This window comes from Janthinobacterium sp. 75, assembly GCF_004365495.1.
In the GTDB taxonomy this organism is placed as follows: Bacteria; Pseudomonadota; Gammaproteobacteria; order Burkholderiales; family Burkholderiaceae_D; genus Janthinobacterium.
Genome location: NZ_SORD01000001.1, coordinates 435,643 through 457,132 on the forward strand (window position 1 = coordinate 435,643; position 21,490 = coordinate 457,132).

Consider the following 21,490-nt stretch of genomic DNA (forward strand, 5'->3'; position numbering starts at 1 on the left):
TAGTGCCGTTTCCTTTACCGCCATACGGACAAGCCATGGATCGCGTACAAGCAATGCAGGTATTCCTTCGCGTGGTCGAGAGCAGGAGTTTTGTGCGCGCAGCAGAGACCCTGGGCTTGCCGGCATCGTCGGTCACCGGCGTCATCAAGCGGCTGGAAAAACATTTGCAGACGCGCTTGCTGAATCGTTCCACCAGAAACCTCAGCCTGACACCGGAAGGTGAGCGCTACTTCCACCGCTGCCGCGAAATACTCGACCTGATCGCCGACACCGAAGCCAGCCTGCAAGGCTCAAACGAGCGCCCGCAAGGACGATTGCGCGTCGATATGCCTGGCGGCATTGCCCATGCCCTAATCCTGCCGCAGTTACGGCAATTCCAGCAGCGCTACCCGGATATCTACCTGATGATCGGCGTCAATGATCGCCAGGTGGACTTGATACAGGAGGGAGTCGATTGCGTCATCCGCACCGGTAGCCTCGATGACTCGACGCTGGTCGCGCGCCGCCTGGGCGAACTGCGCTGGATCACCTGCGCAGCCCCTTCCTACCTGGCCGAGCTGGGTGTTCCCGAGGTCCTGGAGGATGTGCAACGACACCGGGCGGTCCATTATTTTTCCAGTACCGCGCGGCGGGGGAGCGATCTGCATTTCGTCGACGAGGGCATCAGCATTGCCGTCCCGGTGCCGGGCACGGTAGCGGTCAACGAGACCGGGCTGTACATCAAGCTGGGCCTCGACGGCCACGGCTTGATGCAGCTGGCCGAGATCCTGGTGACCGACCATTTGCAAGCCGGGGATTTGGTCGAGGTGCTGGCCGACAGGCGGCCAGCGCCGGTGCCGGTATCACTACTCTACCCCCATCACCGCTTTCTGTCCCCGGCGATGCGAGCGTTCACCGACTGGACTATTGAGCTGTTCAGCAACGCCACATTAGAGCAATCGCTTCGTCACACTACACTTAAAATCTGACTGCGCATCCATCGGCACTTTGCGAATGCGGCAGTACCGATACGCATCCCTGACTGGACGCTTGCCGAATTGCCTTCGACGTTATCACCAGCATCTTGGAGCAGCTGGGATGCTATCCCAGTCTGCGTCCAGGTGCAGCAGATGGTCGGCATCCAGCCTAGGCAAACTTCTTGAAGTCCGGCTTGCGCTTTTCAAAGAAGGCCGTAAACGCTTCCTTCGCTTCGGCGCCGCCCAGCATGGCGCTGAACAGTTTGTTTTCTTCCGCGATGGCCGCCTTCACCGGTTCCATGCGGCTTTGTTTCATCAGGCGCTTGGTGGCGCGGATGGATGCGGCTGGCAGGGCCACCAGCTTGGCGGCCTGGCCTTGCGCGTACGTCATCAATTCGTACAGGGGCACGACTTTCGAAACCAAGCCCATCTCCAGCGCTTCCTGTGCCGGGAACGACTCGCCCAGCATCAGTTTTTCCGCCGCACGCGGGTAACCGGCCAGTTGCGTAAGCAACAGGCTGGAGCCGAATTCCGGGCACAGGCCCAGCTGCGTGAACGGCATCGAGAAGCTGGCATTGTCGGCCGCGTAGACCAGGTCGCAATGCATCAACAGCGTCGTGCCGATGCCGATGGCGGGGCCGGAGACCGCTGCCACCACGGGCTTGCTGCTGCCGTACAGGGCGCGCATGAACTGGAACACGGGACGGTCATGGTCGAGCGAGCCATCCTTCGGCCGCGCCGTCTTCATGAAGTCATCGAGGTCGTTGCCAGCCGTGAAAATCTCGCGCTTGCCGCAGATCAGGATGGCGCGCACGTCGTTGTCCGTCTCGGCAGCCACCAGCGCATCGGCCAGGGTCTGGTACATGGCGCCCGTGATCGCATTCTTGCGTTCCAGGCGGTTGAATTCCAGGGTGAGGATGCCCTCGCTCTTGCTGCACAAAATATCCATGTCGTCTCCAAAAATATAAAGGGCGCCGGGGTAATCCCGCAGCGCCCTGTTTTATTGCTTCAGCCCGTCAAGCTTATACGCGCTCAAAGATTCCGGCGGCGCCCATGCCGGCACCGACGCACATCGTGACCATGCCGTACTTCTGCTTGGTGCGCTGCAGTGCGTGGATCACGGTGGCCGCGCGGATGGCGCCTGTGGCGCCCAGCGGGTGACCCAGGGCGATAGCGCCGCCCATCGGGTTGACCTTCAATGGGTCCAGGCCCAGGTCGCCGATGACTGCCAGCGCCTGTGCGGCAAATGCTTCGTTCAGTTCGATCCAGTCCAGCTGGTCTTGCGTGATGCCGGCAGCGGCGCACGCTGCAGGAATCGCGAATTTCGGACCGATGCCCATGATTTCCGGCGGCACGCCGCGCACGGCGAACGAAGAGAATTTCGCCAGCGGGGTCAGGTTATGCTCGCGCAAAATCTTTTCGCTGACGATCAACAGCGCGCCAGCGCCATCGGACATCTGCGAGCTGTTCGCGGCCGTGACGGTACCCTTGGCGGCAAACACGGGTTTGAGTTTGCCCAGCGACTCCATCGTCGAATCGGCGCGCGCGCCTTCGTCGGTGTCGACCGTGCGGCGCGTCACATCGACCTGGCCGGTAGCCAGGTTCGGCGTGCGCGTGATGATCTCCACGGGCGTCGTTTCGGCCTTGAAGAAGCCGGCTTGCTGCGCGGCGATGGCGCGGCGGTGCGACTCGACCGAGAACGCGTCCTGCTGTTCGCGCGACACTTTCCATTGTTGCGCCACTTTTTCGGCCGTCAGACCCATGCCGTAGGCCATGCCGATGTTTTCATCGCTGAACATGTCCAGGTTCATCGATGGGTGGTGGCCCATCATCGGCACCATCGACATCGATTCGATGCCGCCGGCAATCATGACGTCGGCCTCGCCCACGCGGATGCGGTCGGCCGCCATGGCAATGGCCGTGATGCCCGAAGCGCAGTAACGGTTGACGGTCACGCCGCCCACGGTTTTCGGCAAGCCGGCCAGCAGCACCGAGTTACGGGCGATATTGAAGCCCTGCTCCGCTTCCGGGAACGAGCAGCCGATGATGGCGTCGGTGATCAGCGCCGGGTCGAGGCCAGGTGCTTGCGCCAGGGCCGATTGCAGCACGCGCACCAGCAGGTCGTCCGGGCGGGTGTTTCTGAACATGCCGCGCGGCGCCTTGCCGATCGGGGTGCGGGTTGCAGAGACGATGTAAGCGTCTTGAAGTTGTTTGCTCATTTTATTCTTTCAAAGATGTTGAACGAGGTTCGTGTTCTGTCGAATGTCCGGGATGCTGGTCTATCGCTTCTGCGACAAATACCAGTCCACCGTCACCTGTGCCGCCAGCGTGCCTTCAGAGTCGAAGATATCGACTTCCACGGGAAACGCAACCTTGCCGTCCTGTGCCAGCTGCGCCTTCAAGGCAGCCAGGTCGCCCGGTACCCGGCCTTCGGCGCGCGTCGCGCCCCGGGCCAGCTTCTGGTAGGCGATACGCGACTCCTTGGCCACCGGGCGCAAGCCCAGTATCAGCTCGGCGAAGCCGCCAGCCATGGCCGCGCCGGAAGCCGTTTCGGCCAGGGTAAACAAGGCGCCCGCATGCTGCGTACCCAGGTGATTATTCAGTTTTGGATCTTCCGGCATCGACACCCTGGAGGTGCCGGCGCCGATGTCGTCGATGCTGATCCCCAGCAGCCGCACGAAGGGCAAGGTGTCCATCATCTGTTGTTTGATACGGTCATACACCATGCTTGGCCTCACGCGCAGTAATACTTTAAATACCAACGACAGGATCTTCATCGACGATGGGCTTAGTTGCGTACCGGCTTACCGGTCTGCATCATGCCCATGATCCGTTCCTGGGTTTTCGGATGGTTCAACAGCTCCAGGAATGCCTTGCGTTCCATATCCAGCAGCCACTGTTCGCTGACGAAACTGCCCTGGTCCACGTCGCCGCCCGATACGATCTCGGCGATCATCTCGCCCAGCTTGAAATCGTGCGCCGAAATGAAGCCGCCGTCGCGCATATTGACCAGCTGCGCCTTGATGGTGCCCCAGCCGTAACGGCCTGTGACCTGGATCAGCGACGGCAGTTGGGGACGGAAGCCCGCGTCGAACATGGCGCGCGCTTCGACCTTGGCCACGTGCAGCAGCTCGTAGGCGTTGAACACGATCACGTCGTCTTCCTTCAGGTAGCCCATTTTTTTGGCTTCCAGTGCCGATTTCGACACGTTGGCGGTGGCCGCATTGGTGAAGCCCGTTTTCAGGAATTGCAGGATGTCGTTACCCTTGGCTTCCTTGTAGGCGCGCTGCGCTGCTTCCTTCAAGCCGCCACCGGCAGGAATCAGGCCCACGCCCACTTCCACCAGGCCGATGTAGGACTCGATCGAGGCCACGCGCTTCGACGCGTGCAGCGCCAGTTCGCAACCGCCGCCCAGGGCCAGGCCAGCGACTGCGGCGATCACCGGCACGTTCGCGTATTTCAGCGACATGAAGGTGTTCTGCAGTTCGGCGATGATCGGATCGACGGCTTTCACGCCGCCTTGCATGAACGCTGGCAGGGCCGATTGCAGGTCGGCGCCGGCCGAGAAGGCACCGCCTTCGGCTGCGTCGGCGTGCCAGATCACCAAACCTTTGAAATTCTTTTCGGCTTCGGCCAGGGCCAGTTTCAGGCCATTGATCACGCCTTCACCGATCACGTGCATCTTGGTCTTGAACGAGATGATCAAGACATCGTCGCCCGTATGCCAGACGCGCACGGATTCGTCTTCGAAGACGGTGGTGCCGGCGGTCTTGCCGTCGATGGCGCCGCTGCCCAGTACTGGCGCGCGGAATGGCTGGCGGTCATACACGGACAGGGTCGAACGGGGCACGAAGCTGTTCGACACGGCGGAGTAGGAACCTTCCGGCGTATGCACGCCGCCTTTTTCAGCGACCGGACCTTCGAAGACCCAGGCTGGCAGCGGTGCGTTGCACAGCGCGTGGCCGGCGTCGATGTCTTCCTTGACCCAGTTGGCCACTTGCAGCCAGTTCGATGCCTGCCACGTTTCAAACGGACCGACGTTCCAGCCGAAGCCCCAGCGCATGGCGAAGTCGATATCGCGCGCATTGTCGGCCACGGTGTCCAGGTGGATGGCGATGTAGTGGAAAGCGTCGCGGAAGATCGCCCACAGGAACTGGCCTTGCGGATTCGTCGATTCGCGCAGCGCCTTCATCTTCTTGACCGGATCCTTTTCCTTCAGGATGCGGGCGATGATGTCGGCAGCCTTGGCGCCGCCGGCGACGTATTCACCGGTGGCGAAGTCCAGGCGCTGAATCTCCTTGCCGACTTTCTTGTAGAAGCCCGCGCCGCTCTTCTGGCCCAGCGCGCCTTTTTCCACCAGTTGCGCCAGCACGGCTGGCGTCTTGTAGACGGCAGCGAACGGATCGTTCGGCAGGTAGTCCTGCATGGTCTTGATCACATGGCCCATGGTGTCCAGGCCGACCACGTCCGCGGTGCGGAAGGTGCCCGACTTGGCACGGCCCAGCTTGGAGCCCGTCAGGTCATCGACGACGTCCACGGACAGGCCGAATTTCTCGGCTTCGTGCACGATGGCCAGGATGCCGAACACGCCAACGCGGTTGGCGATGAAGTTCGGCGTATCCTTGGCGCGTACCACGCCCTTGCCCAGGGTGGTGGTCAGGAAGCCTTCCAGCTGGTCGGCGATTTCAGGCTTGGTAAACGCGGTCGGGATGATCTCGACCAAGTGCATATAGCGCGGCGGGTTGAAGAAGTGCACGCCGCAGTAGCGCGCTTTCAGGTCGGCGTCGAAGCCTTCGGCCAGCTTGGTGATCGACAGGCCCGAAGTGTTCGAGGCGAAGATCGCGTTCGGGCCGATGTGCGGCGCGACCTTTTGATACAGGTCGTGTTTCCAGTCCATGCGCTCGGCGATGGCTTCGATGATCAGGTCGCAACCGGCCAGCAGGTCAAGGTTGTCTTCGTAGTTGGCCACCTGGATCAGCGCGGCGTCATCCTTGTTGCCCAGCGGCGCAGGCGACAGCTTTTTCAGGTTCTCGATGGCGCGCAGCACGATGCCATTCTTCGGGCCTTCCTTGGCCGGCAGGTCGAACAGCACGACCGGCACTTTCGCGTTGATGCAATGGGCGGCAATCTGCGCGCCCATCACGCCGGCGCCGAGGACGGCTACTTTTTTAACGATGAAATTGGTCATATTTTCCTCAAGTCTTAGAACAGGTCTGCGTCGAGTGCCATCAGGTTGGCCGAACCGGAACGTGCCTGACGGATCAGGGTTGCCGTCTCAGGCTGCAAACGGGCGAAGTAGAAACGTGCGGTAGCCAGTTTGGCGGTATAGAACTTGTCGCCGCTGGATTCTTTTTCGAGGGCGATCTTGGCCATCTGCGCGAACAGGTAGCTGTAGATCATGTGGCCGACGACGCGCAGGTAAGGCACGCATGCCGCGCCCACTTCGTCAGGATTCTGGAATGCCTTCATGCCGATTTCCATGGTCAGCTTGGTGACTTTGTCGCCCAGGTCGCCCAGTGGTGTGACGAATTCGCTCATCGCTTCATCGGTGCCGTTGTCCTCGACGAAAGCCTTGATCTTTTCGCCGAACTTGCGCAGCTTGGCTCCGTTGTCGCCCAGGATCTTGCGGCCCAGCAGGTCCAGCGACTGGATCGTGTTCGTACCTTCGTAGATCATGTTGATGCGCGCGTCACGCACATACTGCTCCATGCCCCATTCCGAGATGTAGCCGTGGCCACCGAACACTTGCATCGCGTCCGAGGTGGCGATCCAGGCATTGTCGGTGATGAAAGCCTTGATGACAGGGGTCAGCAGCGCCACTTCGTCGGCCGCTTCCTTGCGCACATCGGCGTCCGGATGGTGCAGTTCGCGGTCAATCTGCAGCGCCACGTAGGAAGTGAAAGCGCGCGCGCCTTCGGCATAGGCTTTGCCCGTCAATAGCATGCGGCGTACGTCAGGGTGCACGATGATGCGGTCGGCCGGCAGTTCCGGGTTCTTGATGCCGGACAGCGAACGCATTTGCGTGCGGTCCTTGGCGTAGATCAGCGCGTTCTGGTAGGCGATTTCCGTCAGGCCCAGCGACTGCATGCCCACGCCCAGGCGGGCCGCGTTCATGAAGACGAACATGGCGTTGAGGCCCTTGTTCGGCTGGCCGATGATCCAGCCTTTTGCGCCGTCCAGGTTCATCTGGCAGGTCGAATTGCCATGGATGCCCATTTTTTCTTCGATGGCGCCACAGGTGATCGGGTTGCGCTCACCGACCGTGCCATCCGCATTCGGCAGGAATTTCGGCACCAGGAACAGCGAAATGCCTTTCGAGCCTTCCGGCGCGTCCGGCACGCGGGCCAGCACCAGGTGCAGGATGTTTTCCGCCATGTCGTGCTCGCCGGCCGAGATGAAGATCTTGTTGCCGGTGATGGTCCAGGAACCGTCCGCTTCAGGCAATGCCTTCGAGCGCAGCAGGCCCAGGTCGGTGCCGCAATGCGGCTCGGTCAGGCACATGGTGCCCGTCCATTCGCCCGACACCAGTTTCGGCAGATACACTTCCTTCTGGTGGTCGGTGCCGTGCTCCTTCAGGCACTCGTAGGCGCCGTGCGACAGGCCAGGGTACATGGACCAGGCCTGGTTCGACGAGTTCAGCATTTCATAGAACGAATTGTTCAGCACGACCGGCAAGCCCTGGCCACCGTATTCCGGATCGCAAGCCAAGGCCGCCCAGCCGCCTTCGACGTACTGTTTATACGCTTCCTTGAAACCTTTAGGCGTGGTCACGCTTTTCGTGACAGGATCGTGGTGACAGCCTTCGCGGTCGCCGGAGTGATTCAGGGGGAACAATACCTCGGAAGTGAACTTGCCGCCCTCTTCCAGTACCTGGTTGATGATGTCGGCGTCGACGTCGGCGTACGACGGCATTTGCTTCAGTTCTTCTTCCACTTGCAGGAACTCATGCAGAACGAATTGCATATCCCGGATTGGCGCGACGTATTGACCCATAATTTTCTCCTGAAGGCGTTTAGCTAAAGTGTTGTACTTGTGAACTGCGTGTGCGTTGCTGCGGATACTGCCTGACGGCTTATTTGCTTGTTACAGAATTCTGGTACGACGCCAGCAAGCGGACAAACCCGGCCTGCGCCCGTTCGATGCTGCCTGGCACGCGCAGGAAGCGCGCGTCGTGATGCAGGGCCAGGATCAGGCCATACATCTCGTATACCAGCTGCTGGGCGTCCGTGTCCGCTTTCAGGTCGCCCGTGGCGATCGATTGCTCGACACAGCGCAGCAGCGCACCCTGCCAGGCCCGCACCATGGCCACCAGGGCCTCGCGGATGGGGCCGGGACGGTCGTCATACTCGACGGCGCCGCTGATATAGATGCAGCCGGAAGCGATTTCCACGCTGACCCGCTTGACCCAGCGCGCAAACATCGATTGCAGGCGCTGGATGCCGCGTGGTTCTTTCATGCTGGGGAAAAAGACTTCTTGCTCGAAACGATAGTGGTAGAGCTTCAGCACTTCCATCTGCAAGTCTTCGCGCGAGCCAAAGTGGGCAAACACGCCCGACTTGCTCATGTTCATTTTGTCCGCAAGCAGCCCAATGGTCAGGCCTTCCAGGCCGTCGCGGCTGGACAGGTCCAGCGCCACGTCGAGGATGGCTGCACGGGTCAGTTCGCCCTTGCGCATGAATTTGACTGAAGTATTCAAGAGGTCCGTTCTAAAAGTGATGTTGCCGGTCTGGCGGATGGGAACGCGGGTAAAAAAAGCACGCTCCGAAAAAATCCGAACGCTCGTACTATTATCCACTACCACGTAAAAGTCAAACGGGAACTTTAGAGCCGGCGTTCTATTGGTGCAGCGCAGCATTTTTTGGCTAAGTGTTTATAGCAATTTCACGAGGACAAAAGCGTTGCGCGCCATTGCCTTACAACAACAGCTGCGCCTCAGGAAAGGTCGCCTGCCTTGCTCAGTTGACGGCGGTCGCGCTTGGTCGGCCGCCCTTTGATGGTGGTACCTGGCTCGCGGAACAGCTTGCGCTCCTCGGCCAGCTGCTCGCGGCGGGCAATGCTGGCCGGCGTTTCCCCGTACAGCAGGCGCGCCACGGGTGCTGCACCGCGCTTGTCGGACAGGCCCAGCACGGCCACTTCCCATGTCTCCGCACCATTGTCGATGGCCAGCTCGTCGCCCACGCGCAGGCTGCGCGCCGGTTTCACGCGTTCGCCGCCCACTTTCACCTTGCCCGTGTCGACGGCCTCGCTGGCCAGCGAGCGCGTCTTGAAGAAGCGCGCCGCCCACAGCCATTTGTCCAGCCTTACCGTTGTCATCTCGTTCATGCGTACTTGCCTACTGAAAAAATGCGCATCACCAGCCGGTACAGGAGGAAGGCGGCTTCGTAGCCGATGCGCCGGAAACGGCCGATGTGCTTGAAATCATCCTGGTGAATCACGATGCCGTCCGCCACGCCCTGCTCGATATGCTGGCGCAAGCTTTGCGCGAAGGCCACGTCCTTGATGACCACGTTGGCTTCCTGGTTCAGGAACAGGCTCAGCGCATCAATATTGCTGGAGCCGACCGTCGCCCAATCATCGTCGACGACGGCCACCTTGGCGTGCAGCTGCGTCTTGCGGTATTCAACGATTTTCACGCCGGCAGCCAGCAGTTTCGGATAAAACGAGTGCGCCACGGCATCTTGCATGCGGAACTCCCCCACGCCGATCAGCAAGACCACGTCGACGCCCCGCTGAGCCGCCTGGGCCAGGGCGTGGCGCAGCTTGTGCCCGGGCGCGAAATACGGATTGGCCAGCATCACGCTTTTTCGCGCCTGGCCCAGCGCCTGCAAGTAGGCGCGCTGGATGGTGCGGCGGTTGCGCAAGTTGTCGCGCACGACGAAGCCGGCCACGACGGGGTTCTTCGCCAGCTCCTTGCTGACGACCCGCATCTTGCGGTACAGCTTGATACGCCGCACCAGGTTCATCTTGCCCAAGCGCGCCCACTGGGCCTGCACTTCCTCATGGATGGCATCCACCAGCGGCCCCTTCACCTGCACGGCGAAGTCCCAGCGCGGCGCTTCCAGGCTGATATTGTGGTCGTAGTCGCAAAACATGTCATCGTTGATATTGATGCCGCCCACCAGGGCGATCTCGCCATCGGCAACGCAGATCTTGCGGTGCGTGCGCGTGATGCCGCGCCGGAACCACGGGTTGAAGATGCGGTGGTGCACGCCGGCCGCTTCCAGCTGCGCATGCATGGCTTTCACGCGGCGGTTGCCGGTGCCGAACCAGTCCGTGATCATGCACACCAGCACGCCGCGCGCGGCAGCACGCTTGAGCGCATCGAGCACCAGGGTGCCCGTGGCGTCGTCGGCAAAGATATACGTTTCGAAATACACTTCCGAGCGTGCGCCGTCGATGGCGGCTATCAAGGCAGGAAAGTAATCGGTGCCGCAATACAGCAGCTGGATGTCGTTGTGGGCGATGAAATTGACTGTGCGCATGCCGGCAGTCTACGCGAGTTTTAAAGCAGCAACGATCGGCGCGTGGTCCGACAATTTTGCCCACAAGGTGCCGTGCATCACTTGCGCGCCTTCCACGTGGAAACCGCGCACATAGATGCGGTCCAGGCGGAACCAAGGCAAGGCGGCGGGAAAGGTGCGCGCCGGCACGGGCACGGGTGTTTTCGTCTGGCGCCGCGCCAGGGTGCGCACCAGGTCGCCCAGAGCCGAGTTCGACGCGCGCTGGTCGAATACTTCCACCACGCCCAGCGCATTGCGCAGCTTGTCGCTGAGCGTATTGCGCCAGTCGTTGAAGTCGCCGGCGATGATGACGGGCTCGCCATTCGGCGCCGATTCCATGACGGCGTCGATCAGCGCCTGCGTCTGGCGGCCCCGTCCCGATTCGAACAGGCCCAGGTGGACGACATAGCAATGCACGTCGGCCTGCGGCGTCTTGAGCACGCAATGCAGGATGCCGCGCTGCTCGTAGGCATGGTCGGACACGTCGTGGTTGGTTTGCGAGGCGATGGGAAACTTGCTCAGCAAGGCGTTGCCATGATGGCCATGGTCATACACGGCATTCATGCCATACGCGGAATGGTGTTCGGCGCCGGCAAAGAATTCATGCTGCGACGCTTCCGGCCAATGCTTGTGACCATTCTTCTCGGCGCCATAGCGGGCCGCATTACGGTCATGCTTGCCTTGCACTTCCTGCAAAAAGACGACATCGGCATTGAACAGAGCGATTGCCTGCTTCAAGGCATGCACTCTGGGCAAGCCACGAACGGAGGAGACGCCCTTGTGTATATTATAAGTTGCTACGCGGATTTTCATGCATCGATTCTACTCCCTGACGGGTCTCCTGCGGCGCCAGCATAGGTGCGCGTGCGCACCCATGTCCCACATTATTTGCCGGCTATCGCTTGCAGCAAACTATCGGCGGCACTGATGCTGCCCACCACGATGCCGATTACCCACAAGCCCTTCACCAGCCTGGGGGCGCTGCTCCAGCTAAAAGCGCCCCGTCCCCCGGCAAAGCAACGGGGGTGCAGGAGAAATCCCAGCATCAGCAAGGGCAAGCCTGCCTGTGGCAAGCGGGCATGTGGCTGATCGGGAAAACACACGGCATACAGGGCGCCAAAAATCCAGGACAGGAATATGGCGCCCAAGAGGCGCTGTTGAAAAGAAAGTTGAGCCCAGTTCAGCATGTTAGCCTTGCGTCATCAAGTGAAATTACCATTAAGGCAATAATACCATGTGACAATATTTGCAGTGGATCAAGCCAGCATGCGTCCCACGCCTGCCGTCACGCTGACGATCAGCGCGGTAATGCCGGCAGCCCAGACAATCTTGACCAGCAAGGGTGCGCCGCGCCAGGCCACGGTGCGCTTGCCCTTGGCAAAGGCGCCCGGATGCAGCAGCCAGCCGATCGCCATCAGCGGCATGCCGATGGGCGGCGTGCGGCCAGGCACGGTGGAGCTAAACAGCAGAAAAATGAAGCACAGGCAAAAAACAATGCCCAGGGTGCCCAGCAGTTTTTGCTGCGCAGTCAAATGTAACCAGTTCAACATGGAATGCTTTCTAGGGAAATCAGGCAGGGCGCGCCAGGCCCGTCATGGCCGGCAATTGCAAAATCGCTTCCGCGTTGGACGACGAGAAACAGCGGTCGGCCGCCGCCAGATAGGGCAGCCACGCGTATTGCAAGTGCTCGCGGGGACTGAGCGTAATCACCGTATCGCGCGGCACTTGCACGCTGAACACGTGTTCCGTGTTACGCGTCACGCCGGGGGCGTAGCGGTGGCGCCAGATCGGATAGATCTCGTACACATTCGACAAGTTCCAGTCGCGCAGCACGATGTCGTGTCCATCGACGACGATACCGGTCTCCTCGCACAATTCGCGCGCGGCCGTCTGCAGCAGCGGCTCGTCGACGGCGTCGACGGAACCGGTCACCGATTGCCAGAAACCAGGCTGGCCCGCGCGTTCGATCAGCAAGACGTCCAGATCAATCGTATGAATGACGACCAGGACGGAAACGGGAATTTTATGGTTCATATCAACAATGAAAAAGGCGCCTCGTCAGCGCCTCTTTTTGCATAGCATTATCAAACAGCGGCCGCCGCAGCGGCCGCATGCTGCATTACGCTACTTTAGGCTCGGCGCCACGCAAACGGATGTGCAGTTCGCGCAATTGCTTCTCGTCCACTTCCGACGGCGCTTGTGTCAGCAGACACTGGGCGCGCTGGGTTTTCGGGAAGGCGATTACGTCGCGGATCGAATCGGAACCCGTCATCATGGTCACGATTCGGTCCAGGCCGAATGCCAGGCCGCCATGCGGTGGCGCGCCGTATTGCAGGGCGTCAAGCAGGAAGCCGAACTTCAGCTGCGCTTCTTCGGCATCGATTTTCAATGCGCGGAAGACCTTGCTTTGCACTTCTTCGCGGTGGATACGGATCGAGCCGCCACCCAGTTCCCAGCCGTTCAAGACCATGTCGTAGGCCTTGGCGATGCAGGCGCCCGGATTGGTTTCCAGCATGTCTTCATGGCCGTCTTTCGGTGCCGTGAACGGATGGTGGGTCGCCGTCCAGCGGTCCGCTTCTTCGTCGTGTTCGAACATTGGGAAGTCGACCACCCACAATGGCTTCCAGACGTCCTCGAACAGGCCGGCTTTCTTGCCGAACTCGCTGTGACCGATTTTTACGCGCAGTGCGCCGATGGCGTCGTTGACAACCTTGGCCTTGTCCGCGCCAAAGAAGATCAAGTCGCCGTCTTGCGCGCCCGTCTGCTCGAGAATCGTGGCCAGCACGTCGGCAGGCAGGAACTTGACGATCGGCGACTGCAAGCCTTCAGGACCCTTGGCTTTCTCGTTGACCTTGATGTAAGCCAGGCCCTTGGCGCCGTAAATGGCGACAAACTGCGTGTAAGCGTCGATTTCCGAACGCGGCATGCTGCCGCCTTGCGGCACGCGCAGGGCCACCACGCGGCCGCCCTTCATGTTGGCGGCGCCGTTGAAGACCTTGAATTCGACCGTCTTCATGACTTCGGTCAAGTCCGTGAACGCCAGCTTGACGCGCATGTCCGGCTTGTCGGAACCGTACAGGCCCATCGCTTCGGCGAAATCCATCACCGGGAACGGGTTCGGCAAGTCGATGTTCAAGGTGTTCTTGAAGACGACACGGATCATGTCTTCGAACAGGTCGCGGATTTCCTGTTCCGTCAGGAACGAGGTCTCGCAATCGATCTGCGTGAATTCAGGCTGGCGGTCAGCGCGCAAGTCTTCGTCGCGGAAGCACTTGGTGATCTGGTAGTAACGGTCGAAGTTGGCGACCATCAGCAGTTGCTTGAACAACTGTGGCGATTGCGGCAAGGCGAAGAAGCTGCCCGCGTTCACGCGCGACGGCACCAGGTAATCGCGCGCGCCTTCTGGCGTGGACTTGGTCAGCATCGGCGTTTCGATGTCGATGAAGCCCAGCGCGTCGAGGTACTTGCGCACTTCCATCGTCACCTTGTAGCGCAGGCGCAGGTTGTTTTGCATTTGCGGGCGGCGCAGGTCCAGCACGCGGTGCGTCAGACGCGTCGTTTCCGACAGGTTGTCGTCATCGAGCTGGAACGGCACGGGTACGGAAGGGTTCAGCACTTCCAGTTCCGAGCAGACCACTTCGATCTTGCCCGATTTCAGGTTGTTGTTGATGGTGCCGTCGATACGGCTGGTCACGACGCCCGTCACGCGCAGGCAGAATTCGTTGCGCACGGCTTCGGCGACCTTGAACATCTCCGCTTGTTCCGGGTTGCAGACGATTTGCACCAGGCCTTCACGGTCGCGCAAGTCGATGAAAATCAGGCTGCCGTGGTCGCGGCGGCGATGTACCCAGCCGCACAGGCTGACGGTTTGTCCCAGCATGGCTTCGGTAACGAGGCCGCAGTATTCAGTACGCATAGACATAAAATTCTCAGTTCAGGTTAGTGAGTGTTCAATCCGGCCACGTCCCTCGTGGGACGCCTGCCTTTATTCTTTGGCTGCCGGGGCCGGTACAGCAACAACTTCCGCAGGCGCTACCACGCCCATCGAGACGATATATTTGAGCGCCGCATCGACGCTCATGTCGAGTTCGACAACATCGCTACGCTTCATCATCAGGAAAAAGCCTGACGTCGGGTTGGGCGTCGTCGGCACATACACGCTGACATAGTCGCCCACCAGGTGGTTCGCCGCATCGCCGCCCGGCACGCCGGTCAGGAAGGCGATGGTCCAGGAGTTCTGGTGCGGATACGGCACCAGCACAGCCTTGCGGAAGGCATTGCCCGAAGGGGAAAACAAGGTATCGGACACTTGCTTGACGCTTGAATACAGGGAATTGACGATGGGTATGCGTTGCAGCAATTTTTCCCACAGTTTCACCACGTAATTGCCGACCAGGTTATTCGTCAGCAAGCCCGTGAAGAAAACGATCAGTACCGTCAATACCGTCCCCAGGCCGGGAATGGTGCTCAGCGCGGGAACCTTGTGACCGAACCATACGCTGGGCTGCGTACTGCCGGGCACCAGCAACAGCGACTGGTCCATTGTGCTGATGACCAGATTCAAGACCCAGGCGGTAATGGCCAGGGGAACCAAAATCAGTAATCCGGTAATAAAGTATTTACGCATCGGTTTCTCGGTAATGGATCGTATCGGCGCGGCGCGCTTTTTCAATCCGCTTTCGGCGCAGCAGCAGCCGGGGTGGACGCAGGCGCCGCGGCAGGCGCGCTCTCGGCGGCTGGGGCGGGCTTGGCGTTATCGGCCGGGCCGGTCGGAATAGCTGTGGTGGGCGCCGTGCCGCCGCGGAAATCGGTCGCGTACCAGCCAGTGCCCTTCAATTGGAAACCGGCGGCCGTCAATTGTTTCTTGAAACTGGGCTTGCCGCACGACAGGCACACCGTCAGTACTGGATCGGAGATCTTTTGCAAGACATCCTTGGCAAAACCACACTCGTCACAACGGTAAGCGTAAATCGGCATCTCTACTCCGAGAAAATCATCAAAAACCCTGAATTATAAAGCTTTTCCGCCCTTCCCAGCGGAAAATGCCCGCTCGCTCGGCCTGCCAGGCTCAGTCCGCCCGGCGGCGCCAGCTCATCCAGCGCTCCTTGCCTGCGAAGACGGCAATGGAATCGTCCACGGCTTCGTCGGCCAGGCAGTCGAAATGCGGCGCAAGCAAGGCCTGCAATTGCTCACGCGAAATACCAAATGGCGGCCCCTTGGCATTGTCGTCGAAGAAAAAGTAACCGGCCAGCATGGCGCCCGGCGCCAGCAGCTGCGCCCAGCGGGCCGCCACTTGCGGCCACATGGCGCGCGGCATGGCGCACAGGAAAGCCCGCTCATAGATCAGGTCCAGAGGCGCTTCTGGCTGCCAGGCAAAGAAATCGGCTTCCATCACCTGCCCTGCCCGCGCACCGACGACAGCGCGCGCGGCGGCCACGGCGGCCGGTGAAAAGTCGATGGCCGTGGCATGCCAGCCGTGATCGAGCATGAAGACCAGTTCATAGGCCGAGCCGCAGCCGGGAATCAGGCAGCGCAGCGGCGCGGGACTGCCGGCAACGAAACTGCGCAGGCGCGCGGGCACGCCGCCCTGGTCCCAGGGCGTAAATTGCTTCTCGAAACGCTCGTCCCAGAAGGCGGGCGAGAGCGGATCGCGGGTTTGAAAGTCAGCCATCACTTACGTCCTCAGCCAGTTAAAACGGCAGTTGATGCCAGCGCATGAACACTTGCAAGCCCAGCGCACCGAGGGCAAAGGCACCCACGAAGTACACGATAAAGCTCAGCAATCGATTCGTCTGGCGTTGCTCTGCCAGCAAGGTTTTCATCAATTCCACGTCGTTTTCGCGCGGTTCGCCATGCACCGTCAAGGCCTGGTGCAGCAAACGCGGCAGTTGCGGGAAGATATGCGCATAACGGGGCGCCTCGGCACGCAGGCGCTCCATGAAGCCTTGCGGCCCCACTTGGTTGCTCATCCATTTTTCCAGATAAGGCTTGGCCGTTTGCCACAGGTCCAGTTCCGGATCGAGCTGGCGGCCCAGGCCTTCGATATTGAGCAGGGTCTTTTGCAGCAGCACCAGTTGCGGCTGCACTTCCACGTTAAAGCGGCGCGAGGTCTGGAACAGGCGCAGCAAAACTTGTCCAAAAGAAATATCCTTCAGCGGGCGGTCGAAGATCGGCTCGCAGCAGGCGCGCACGGCCGCTTCCAGCTCATCGACGCGCGTATCCTTCGGCGCCCAGCCCGATTCGATGTGCGCCTCGGCCACGCGCTTGTAGTCGCGGCGGAAGAAGGCGAGGAAGTTTTGCGACAGATAATCCTTGTCGTAGTCGTTCAGGGTGCCCACGATGCCAAAGTCCAGGGCGATGTAGCGGCCGAACGATTCGGGCGCGATCGATACGAGAATATTACCCGGGTGCATATCCGCATGGAAAAAGCCGTCGCGGAACACTTGCGTGAAGAAAATCTCCACGCCATCGCTGGAGAGCTTGCGCAAGTCCACCCCGGCCGCCACCAGGCGGTCGATCTGCGACACGGGAATGCCAACCATGCGTTCCATCACGATGACGCTGCTGGAGCAATAATCCCAGTGCATTTCCGGCACCAGCAGCAAGTCCGAGTTGGCGAAGTTGCGGCGCAGCTGGCTGGCATTGGCTGCCTCGCGCATCAGGTCCAGCTCGTCGTGCAGGTATTTGTCGAACTCGCCCACCACCTCTTTCGGCTTGAGGCGCTTGCTGTCGGCCCACAGGCGGCTGGTCCAGTCGGCGGCGATGTGCATCAGGGCCACGTCTTCGTCGATCAGCTTTTTCATGCCTGGACGCAAGACCTTCACGGCCACTTCGCGTCCATCTTTCAGGGTGGCGAAGTGCACCTGGGCAATCGAGGCCGAAGCCACCGGCTCGCGCTCGAAGCTGGCAAACAGCTGGTCCGGGTGCGCACCGAGCGACTTGGTGATTTGCGCGATGGCCAGGTCGGAATCAAAGGGCGGCACGCGGTCTTGCAGGCGCGCCAGTTCTTCGGCGATGTCGAGCGGCATCAGGTCGCGCCGGGTCGACAGCACCTGGCCGAATTTCACGAAAATGGGACCCAGCTCTTCCAGCGCCAGGCGCAGGCGCAAACCCCGTGGCGACGACAGGTCGCGCCAGAAAATCAGGGTGTCGATCAATTTGGCGGTGCGGGGAACTTGCAGACCAGAAATCGCTATCTCATCCAGACCGTACTTGATGGAAACACGGATGATTTTAAACAGGCGCAGGAATTTCAATATCATGTAGACAAATCCGGTGTGGGAGACAAAGGCTGGGCGGCGGCTGCCGCCTTTTCCAGCCGGGCAAGGCGCTTGGCCAGGCGTTCGACGTCATCGCGCACGCGCGTCACGCCCGCGGAATACTCTTGCAAGGTAGAAGGACGGATCAGCATGGGCTCTTCGTCGAGAAAATATTCAGCCACGCTTTCCGCCAGCTTCTGCTGGCCCGTGCGCACAAAAGCGGCCGCATCTTTCGCCCCGGAAACAAGGCGCGTGGCCAGCATGGGACCGAATACCTTTTCCAGGTCATGCTCGGCTTCCCAGCGCAAGCCTTTGCTCAATTGCGAAATCGCATTGGCAAACTCGGCATCGCCTTCGATCTTGACGTAGGAAAACGCCCGTTCGCGGTTTTGCAGGATCAGCGGCACATCGGACAATTTCACGCGGATGGTGACGTTAGCCGGCATATCGGCCGGCGCCGCTTCCAGCATGCCTGCGCTGTCTACCCGCAGGCGCAAAGCCACTGCCCCCGTGTCGATGCAGGCCAGCTTGCCCGCGTGCAGTGCCAACTGCTGGCGCGCCCACGGCTCCTGCGCCAGCAAATGGTTGATGGTCGCGATGACGGGCGTCATCAGGGAGAGATCGGAAAGTGGTGACATGTCTATACCGCGCGCCGCGCGCGCCCCAAAAAAGAAAAAACCGCCCGTAAAACAACGTGGGCGGTTTCGATCTTACCAGTTCGGCAGGAAATATCTGTCAAGCATCATGCATTCCGCATGGACTTAAGCCATGATTCAGCAAGTTTTGACAATTAATTCAATTGCTGGATGCCTGCCAAGACCCAGCCGCTATTGCCGCTGACGGGTTTCGACATATTCCATACTTCCGCGAACGGCTCGGCCGCGGCGCCCGGCGCCGAACGGATCAGGCCCGTAAACTTCACGCTGGCCAGGTAATCGTTGACGCTCGTCTCGATGCCCAGCAGTTCGGCATCGATGGTGACGACATCGGTAAAGTCTGGCTGCGCGCCCCGTTCCTGGATTTGCATGCGCAGTTCCGCATACACTTCCGGCGACGTGAATTCACGGATATCGTTGACGTCCGCCTTGTCCCAGGCCGCTTGCAGGCGAATGAAATTGCTTTTCGCGTGGCGCAGGAAGGCATCTTTGTCGAAATCGGCAGGCACGCCCCATGGCGCAGCAGCCGGTGCCGGCTTGTCCAGGCCGACGCCGGACGAAACGGGCTGCAGCGACGGCAGCGGCGGGATGCGCGAACCGATGTCGGGCACGTTGCCGGCCGGTGCCGGCTGGTTGCCGCCAAAACCCGCGAACGGCGCATTGCCCGCGTTACCGTTGCTGTCGCGCTTGCCGCGCACCATGCGGTAGATGAAGAAGGCCACACCGGCCAGCAAAGCCACCATCAGCAGGGTGCTGATCATGCTGGCCAGGGCGCCGCCCAGGCCGAAATGCGACAGCAGCGCGCCCAGACCCAGGCCCAGCAAGGCGCCGCCCAGCAAGCCCTTCCAGCGGCTCGGTGCCTTGGCGGCAGGGGCCGGTGCGGGGGCTGGCGCAGGTTGCGCCTGGCGTGGCGTGGCAGCCGGTGCCGGGGTCGGTGCCGGGGCGGGCGCCTGGCGGCCCACGTTTTGCGACTGGCGGCCAAACGAACGGCCACCGCCCATCGGACGGGCCAGCGCCTCGCCCAGCATGGATACCGTGGTCGCGGCCAGCATCATGCCAACCATAAATTTCTTCAGTTTCATTCCATCTCCTAAAATCACCGGCAAGGGTGAACTACATCTTGATGCCGGTATGCAAAGCGGCAATGCCTGCCGTCAAATTGTAGTACTGCACGCGCTCCAGGCCCGCCGTTTCCATCATGGTCTTCAGCGTTTCCTGGTCCGGGTGCATGCGGATCGATTCTGCCAGGTAGCGATAACTTTCCGCGTCGCCGGCGATTTTCTGTCCGAACCATGGCAAGACCGAGAACGAATACAGGTCATACGGCTTTTGCAGCGGTGCGGCCACCTTGGAAAATTCCAGCACCAGCAGCTTGCCGCCCGGCTTCAGCACGCGGCGCATTTCCGCCAGCGCCACATCCTTGTGCGTCATGTTGCGCAGGCCGAAGGCCACGCTGACACGGTCAAAATAGTTATCGGGGAACGGCAGTTTTTCCGCGTCACACAACAAGGTGGGGGTGAGCAAGCCGCGATTCAAGAGGCGGTCGCGGCCCACGCGCAACATCGATTCATTGATATCGGTCAACCAGACTTCGCCGGTAGGACCCGCCTGCTTGGCAAACGCCTTCGACAGGTCGCCCGTGCCGCCGGCGATGTCGAGCACCTTGAAGCCGGGACGCACGCCCGCGTTGGCAATGGTGAACGTCTTCCACAGACGGTGCAGCCCGCCCGACATCAAGTCGTTCATCACGTCGTATTTGGCAGCGACGGAATGGAACACCTTGGCGACTTCGCGCACTTTGTCGTCTTCTGCAACTGTTTTGTATCCGAAATGGGTCGTATTGGTCATGGTAGGCAGTCTGTTTGAACTTGCACGCATTATACAAGCGGCAGGCGCATTTCCCCCTGACGCCGGAGAAGGTATTGCCTTTCCACTGCATTCGACGCCAGCTTTGCCGCCTGCGCATACGCCGCCAGTGCCCCCCGCCGGTCGCCCTGGCGGCGCAGCAAGTCGGCCCTGGCCGCATGCAGATAATGCGATTGCGCCAGGCTGGGCACGGTTTCCAGCCGCGCCAGCCACGCCAGGCCGTGCTCGGCGCCATGCGCCATCGCACAGGCAATCACCGCATTGAGCAAAATCAAGGGTTCCGGCTTGTGCCGCAGCAAGACGCCATACAGGACGCTGATCTGGCGCCAATCCGTCTGGCTGGCCGCAGCCGCCGTGGCGTGCAAGGCGGCAATGGCGGCCTGCAACTGATACGGTCCCGGCGAACGCGCCGGCAAAGCCAGTGCCAGCATGGCCTGTCCCTCGGCGATCAAGTCACGCTGCCACAGGCGCCGGTCCTGCTCTTCCAGGGTCAGCAGTTCACCGCCGGGCGAGAGACGGGCCGGGCCGCGCGATGCCTGCAGCAGCATCAGGGCCAATAAACCCTGCACTTCCGGCTGGCAGGGCAGCAGGCTGTCGAGCAGCCGCCCCAGGCGCAGCGCCTCCGCGCACAAGTCCGCGCGCACCAGGCTATCGCCCCCGCTGGCACAATAGCCTTCACTGAATACCAGATAGACGACATGCTGTACTTGCGCCAGCCGGTGTGGCCAGTCTTGCGTCCGCGGCAACTCGAAAGGAATGCGCGCTTCGGCGATCTTGCGCCTGGCGCGCAATAGCCGCTGCGACAGGGCCGCTTCTGCCAGGCCGAAGGCGCGCGCGATTTCACCCGTGGACAAGCCACACAGGGTACGCAGGGCCAGCGCTACCTGCGCCTCGGGCGCCAGCGCGGGATGACAGCAGATGAACAGCAGGCGCAGCCGGTCATCGTCGATGGCGTGCATTTCTTCCATCGCAGATGCCGGCAGGCTCGACAGCACGGCCTCGGCATCGACGACGCTCTTGCCCGCGCGGCGCACCTGATCGAGGCCGGCATTGCGCGCCACGGCACTGAGCCAGGCGGCGGGACTATCGGGAATGCCCGTGCGCGGCCACAGTTCCAGCGCCTTGCGGCATGCTTCCTGCAACATATCTTCCGCCAGGCCCAGGTCGCCGAAACGCCGCATCAGGCCGGCCAATACCCTGCCCCTCTCCTGGCGAAAGACGTGCTCGACGGCCGCGATGGCGTCGCCAACCAT

At 61.1% G+C, this 21,490-nt stretch carries 22 protein-coding genes; 1 reads left to right on the forward strand and 21 read right to left on the reverse strand.

The genetic code is table 11. From position 1 onward, the window contains the following. Positions 1-35 precede the first annotated feature (35 nt). On the forward strand, positions 36-968 hold the full coding sequence (locus C8C89_RS02045) for a LysR family transcriptional regulator (protein WP_133988787.1): 933 nt from the start codon (positions 36-38) through the stop codon (positions 966-968). A 157-nt stretch (positions 969-1,125) separates the two neighbouring features. Here C8C89_RS02045 and C8C89_RS02050 read toward each other — a convergent pair whose 3' ends face one another. The 21 genes from C8C89_RS02050 to C8C89_RS02150 form a co-directional block, all read right to left on the reverse strand. Next, positions 1,126-1,905 (reverse strand): enoyl-CoA hydratase, encoded by a 780-nt coding sequence (locus C8C89_RS02050; protein WP_101483650.1) that lies wholly within the window; start codon positions 1,903-1,905, stop codon positions 1,126-1,128. Positions 1,906-1,978: 73 nt separating this feature from the next. Beyond that, positions 1,979-3,175 (reverse strand): acetyl-CoA C-acyltransferase, encoded by a 1,197-nt coding sequence (locus tag C8C89_RS02055; protein WP_133988788.1) that lies wholly within the window; start codon positions 3,173-3,175, stop codon positions 1,979-1,981. 60 nt (positions 3,176-3,235) lie between these two features. Next, on the reverse strand, positions 3,236-3,682 hold the full coding sequence (locus C8C89_RS02060; RefSeq protein ID WP_101484831.1) for a YiiD C-terminal domain-containing protein: 447 nt from the start codon (positions 3,680-3,682) through the stop codon (positions 3,236-3,238). 62 nt (positions 3,683-3,744) lie between these two features. Next, positions 3,745-6,144 (reverse strand): 3-hydroxyacyl-CoA dehydrogenase/enoyl-CoA hydratase family protein, encoded by a 2,400-nt coding sequence (locus tag C8C89_RS02065; RefSeq protein WP_101483648.1) that lies wholly within the window; start codon positions 6,142-6,144, stop codon positions 3,745-3,747. 14 nt (positions 6,145-6,158) lie between these two features. After that, positions 6,159-7,949 carry an acyl-CoA dehydrogenase C-terminal domain-containing protein gene (locus C8C89_RS02070; RefSeq protein ID WP_034753387.1) on the reverse strand — a complete coding sequence of 597 codons (1,791 nt, stop codon included), beginning with the start codon at positions 7,947-7,949 and terminating at the stop codon, positions 6,159-6,161. 79 nt (positions 7,950-8,028) lie between these two features. After that, complete coding sequence (locus C8C89_RS02075) at positions 8,029-8,631, reverse strand: TetR/AcrR family transcriptional regulator (protein ID WP_070278980.1); 603 nt, start codon at positions 8,629-8,631, stop codon at positions 8,029-8,031. A 257-nt stretch (positions 8,632-8,888) separates the two neighbouring features. Continuing rightward, a complete protein-coding gene (locus C8C89_RS02080; protein ID WP_077398991.1) occupies positions 8,889-9,278 on the reverse strand; it encodes an RNA-binding S4 domain-containing protein in 390 nt (129 codons plus the stop codon). Further along, positions 9,275-10,438 (reverse strand): cardiolipin synthase ClsB, encoded by a 1,164-nt coding sequence (gene clsB, locus C8C89_RS02085; RefSeq protein WP_133988789.1) that lies wholly within the window; start codon positions 10,436-10,438, stop codon positions 9,275-9,277. The genes C8C89_RS02080 and clsB overlap by 4 nt, the downstream gene beginning before the upstream one ends. A gap of 9 nt (positions 10,439-10,447) precedes the next feature. Then, complete coding sequence (locus tag C8C89_RS02090; RefSeq protein ID WP_101483646.1) at positions 10,448-11,269, reverse strand: endonuclease/exonuclease/phosphatase family protein; 822 nt, start codon at positions 11,267-11,269, stop codon at positions 10,448-10,450. A 71-nt stretch (positions 11,270-11,340) separates the two neighbouring features. Further along, positions 11,341-11,604: a hypothetical protein gene (locus C8C89_RS02095; protein ID WP_133988790.1), complete on the reverse strand. Its 264-nt coding sequence runs from the start codon at positions 11,602-11,604 to the stop codon at positions 11,341-11,343. A 108-nt stretch (positions 11,605-11,712) separates the two neighbouring features. Beyond that, positions 11,713-12,006 (reverse strand): hypothetical protein, encoded by a 294-nt coding sequence (locus C8C89_RS02100; RefSeq protein WP_046682130.1) that lies wholly within the window; start codon positions 12,004-12,006, stop codon positions 11,713-11,715. A 19-nt stretch (positions 12,007-12,025) separates the two neighbouring features. Further along, complete coding sequence (nudB, locus tag C8C89_RS02105) at positions 12,026-12,490, reverse strand: dihydroneopterin triphosphate diphosphatase (RefSeq protein WP_133988791.1); 465 nt, start codon at positions 12,488-12,490, stop codon at positions 12,026-12,028. An 85-nt stretch (positions 12,491-12,575) separates the two neighbouring features. Beyond that, entirely contained in the window at positions 12,576-14,378 is a 1,803-nt protein-coding gene (gene aspS, locus C8C89_RS02110; RefSeq protein ID WP_166674654.1) for an aspartate--tRNA ligase, read from the reverse strand. A gap of 63 nt (positions 14,379-14,441) precedes the next feature. After that, the gene (locus C8C89_RS02115; RefSeq protein ID WP_101483643.1) at positions 14,442-15,083 is read right to left on the reverse strand and encodes a DUF502 domain-containing protein; all 642 of its coding nucleotides are present in this window, start codon (positions 15,081-15,083) and stop codon (positions 14,442-14,444) included. 41 nt (positions 15,084-15,124) lie between these two features. Next, positions 15,125-15,433 (reverse strand): FmdB family zinc ribbon protein, encoded by a 309-nt coding sequence (locus C8C89_RS02120; protein ID WP_101483642.1) that lies wholly within the window; start codon positions 15,431-15,433, stop codon positions 15,125-15,127. A gap of 91 nt (positions 15,434-15,524) precedes the next feature. Next, on the reverse strand, positions 15,525-16,127 hold the full coding sequence (locus C8C89_RS02125; RefSeq protein WP_101483641.1) for a methyltransferase: 603 nt from the start codon (positions 16,125-16,127) through the stop codon (positions 15,525-15,527). 19 nt (positions 16,128-16,146) lie between these two features. Beyond that, positions 16,147-17,718: a ubiquinone biosynthesis regulatory protein kinase UbiB gene (ubiB, locus tag C8C89_RS02130; RefSeq protein WP_101483640.1), complete on the reverse strand. Its 1,572-nt coding sequence runs from the start codon at positions 17,716-17,718 to the stop codon at positions 16,147-16,149. Further along, positions 17,715-18,353 carry an SCP2 sterol-binding domain-containing protein gene (locus tag C8C89_RS02135; RefSeq protein WP_166674655.1) on the reverse strand — a complete coding sequence of 213 codons (639 nt, stop codon included), beginning with the start codon at positions 18,351-18,353 and terminating at the stop codon, positions 17,715-17,717. Before C8C89_RS02135 ends, ubiB begins: the two co-directional genes overlap by 4 nt. 152 nt (positions 18,354-18,505) lie before the next feature. Then, the gene (locus tag C8C89_RS02140) at positions 18,506-19,453 is read right to left on the reverse strand and encodes a Tim44-like domain-containing protein (protein WP_133988792.1); all 948 of its coding nucleotides are present in this window, start codon (positions 19,451-19,453) and stop codon (positions 18,506-18,508) included. A gap of 31 nt (positions 19,454-19,484) precedes the next feature. After that, entirely contained in the window at positions 19,485-20,219 is a 735-nt protein-coding gene (gene ubiE, locus C8C89_RS02145) for a bifunctional demethylmenaquinone methyltransferase/2-methoxy-6-polyprenyl-1,4-benzoquinol methylase UbiE (RefSeq protein ID WP_034753359.1), read from the reverse strand. 29 nt (positions 20,220-20,248) lie between these two features. After that, entirely contained in the window at positions 20,249-21,490 is a 1,242-nt protein-coding gene (locus tag C8C89_RS02150; protein WP_133988793.1) for a sigma-70 family RNA polymerase sigma factor, read from the reverse strand.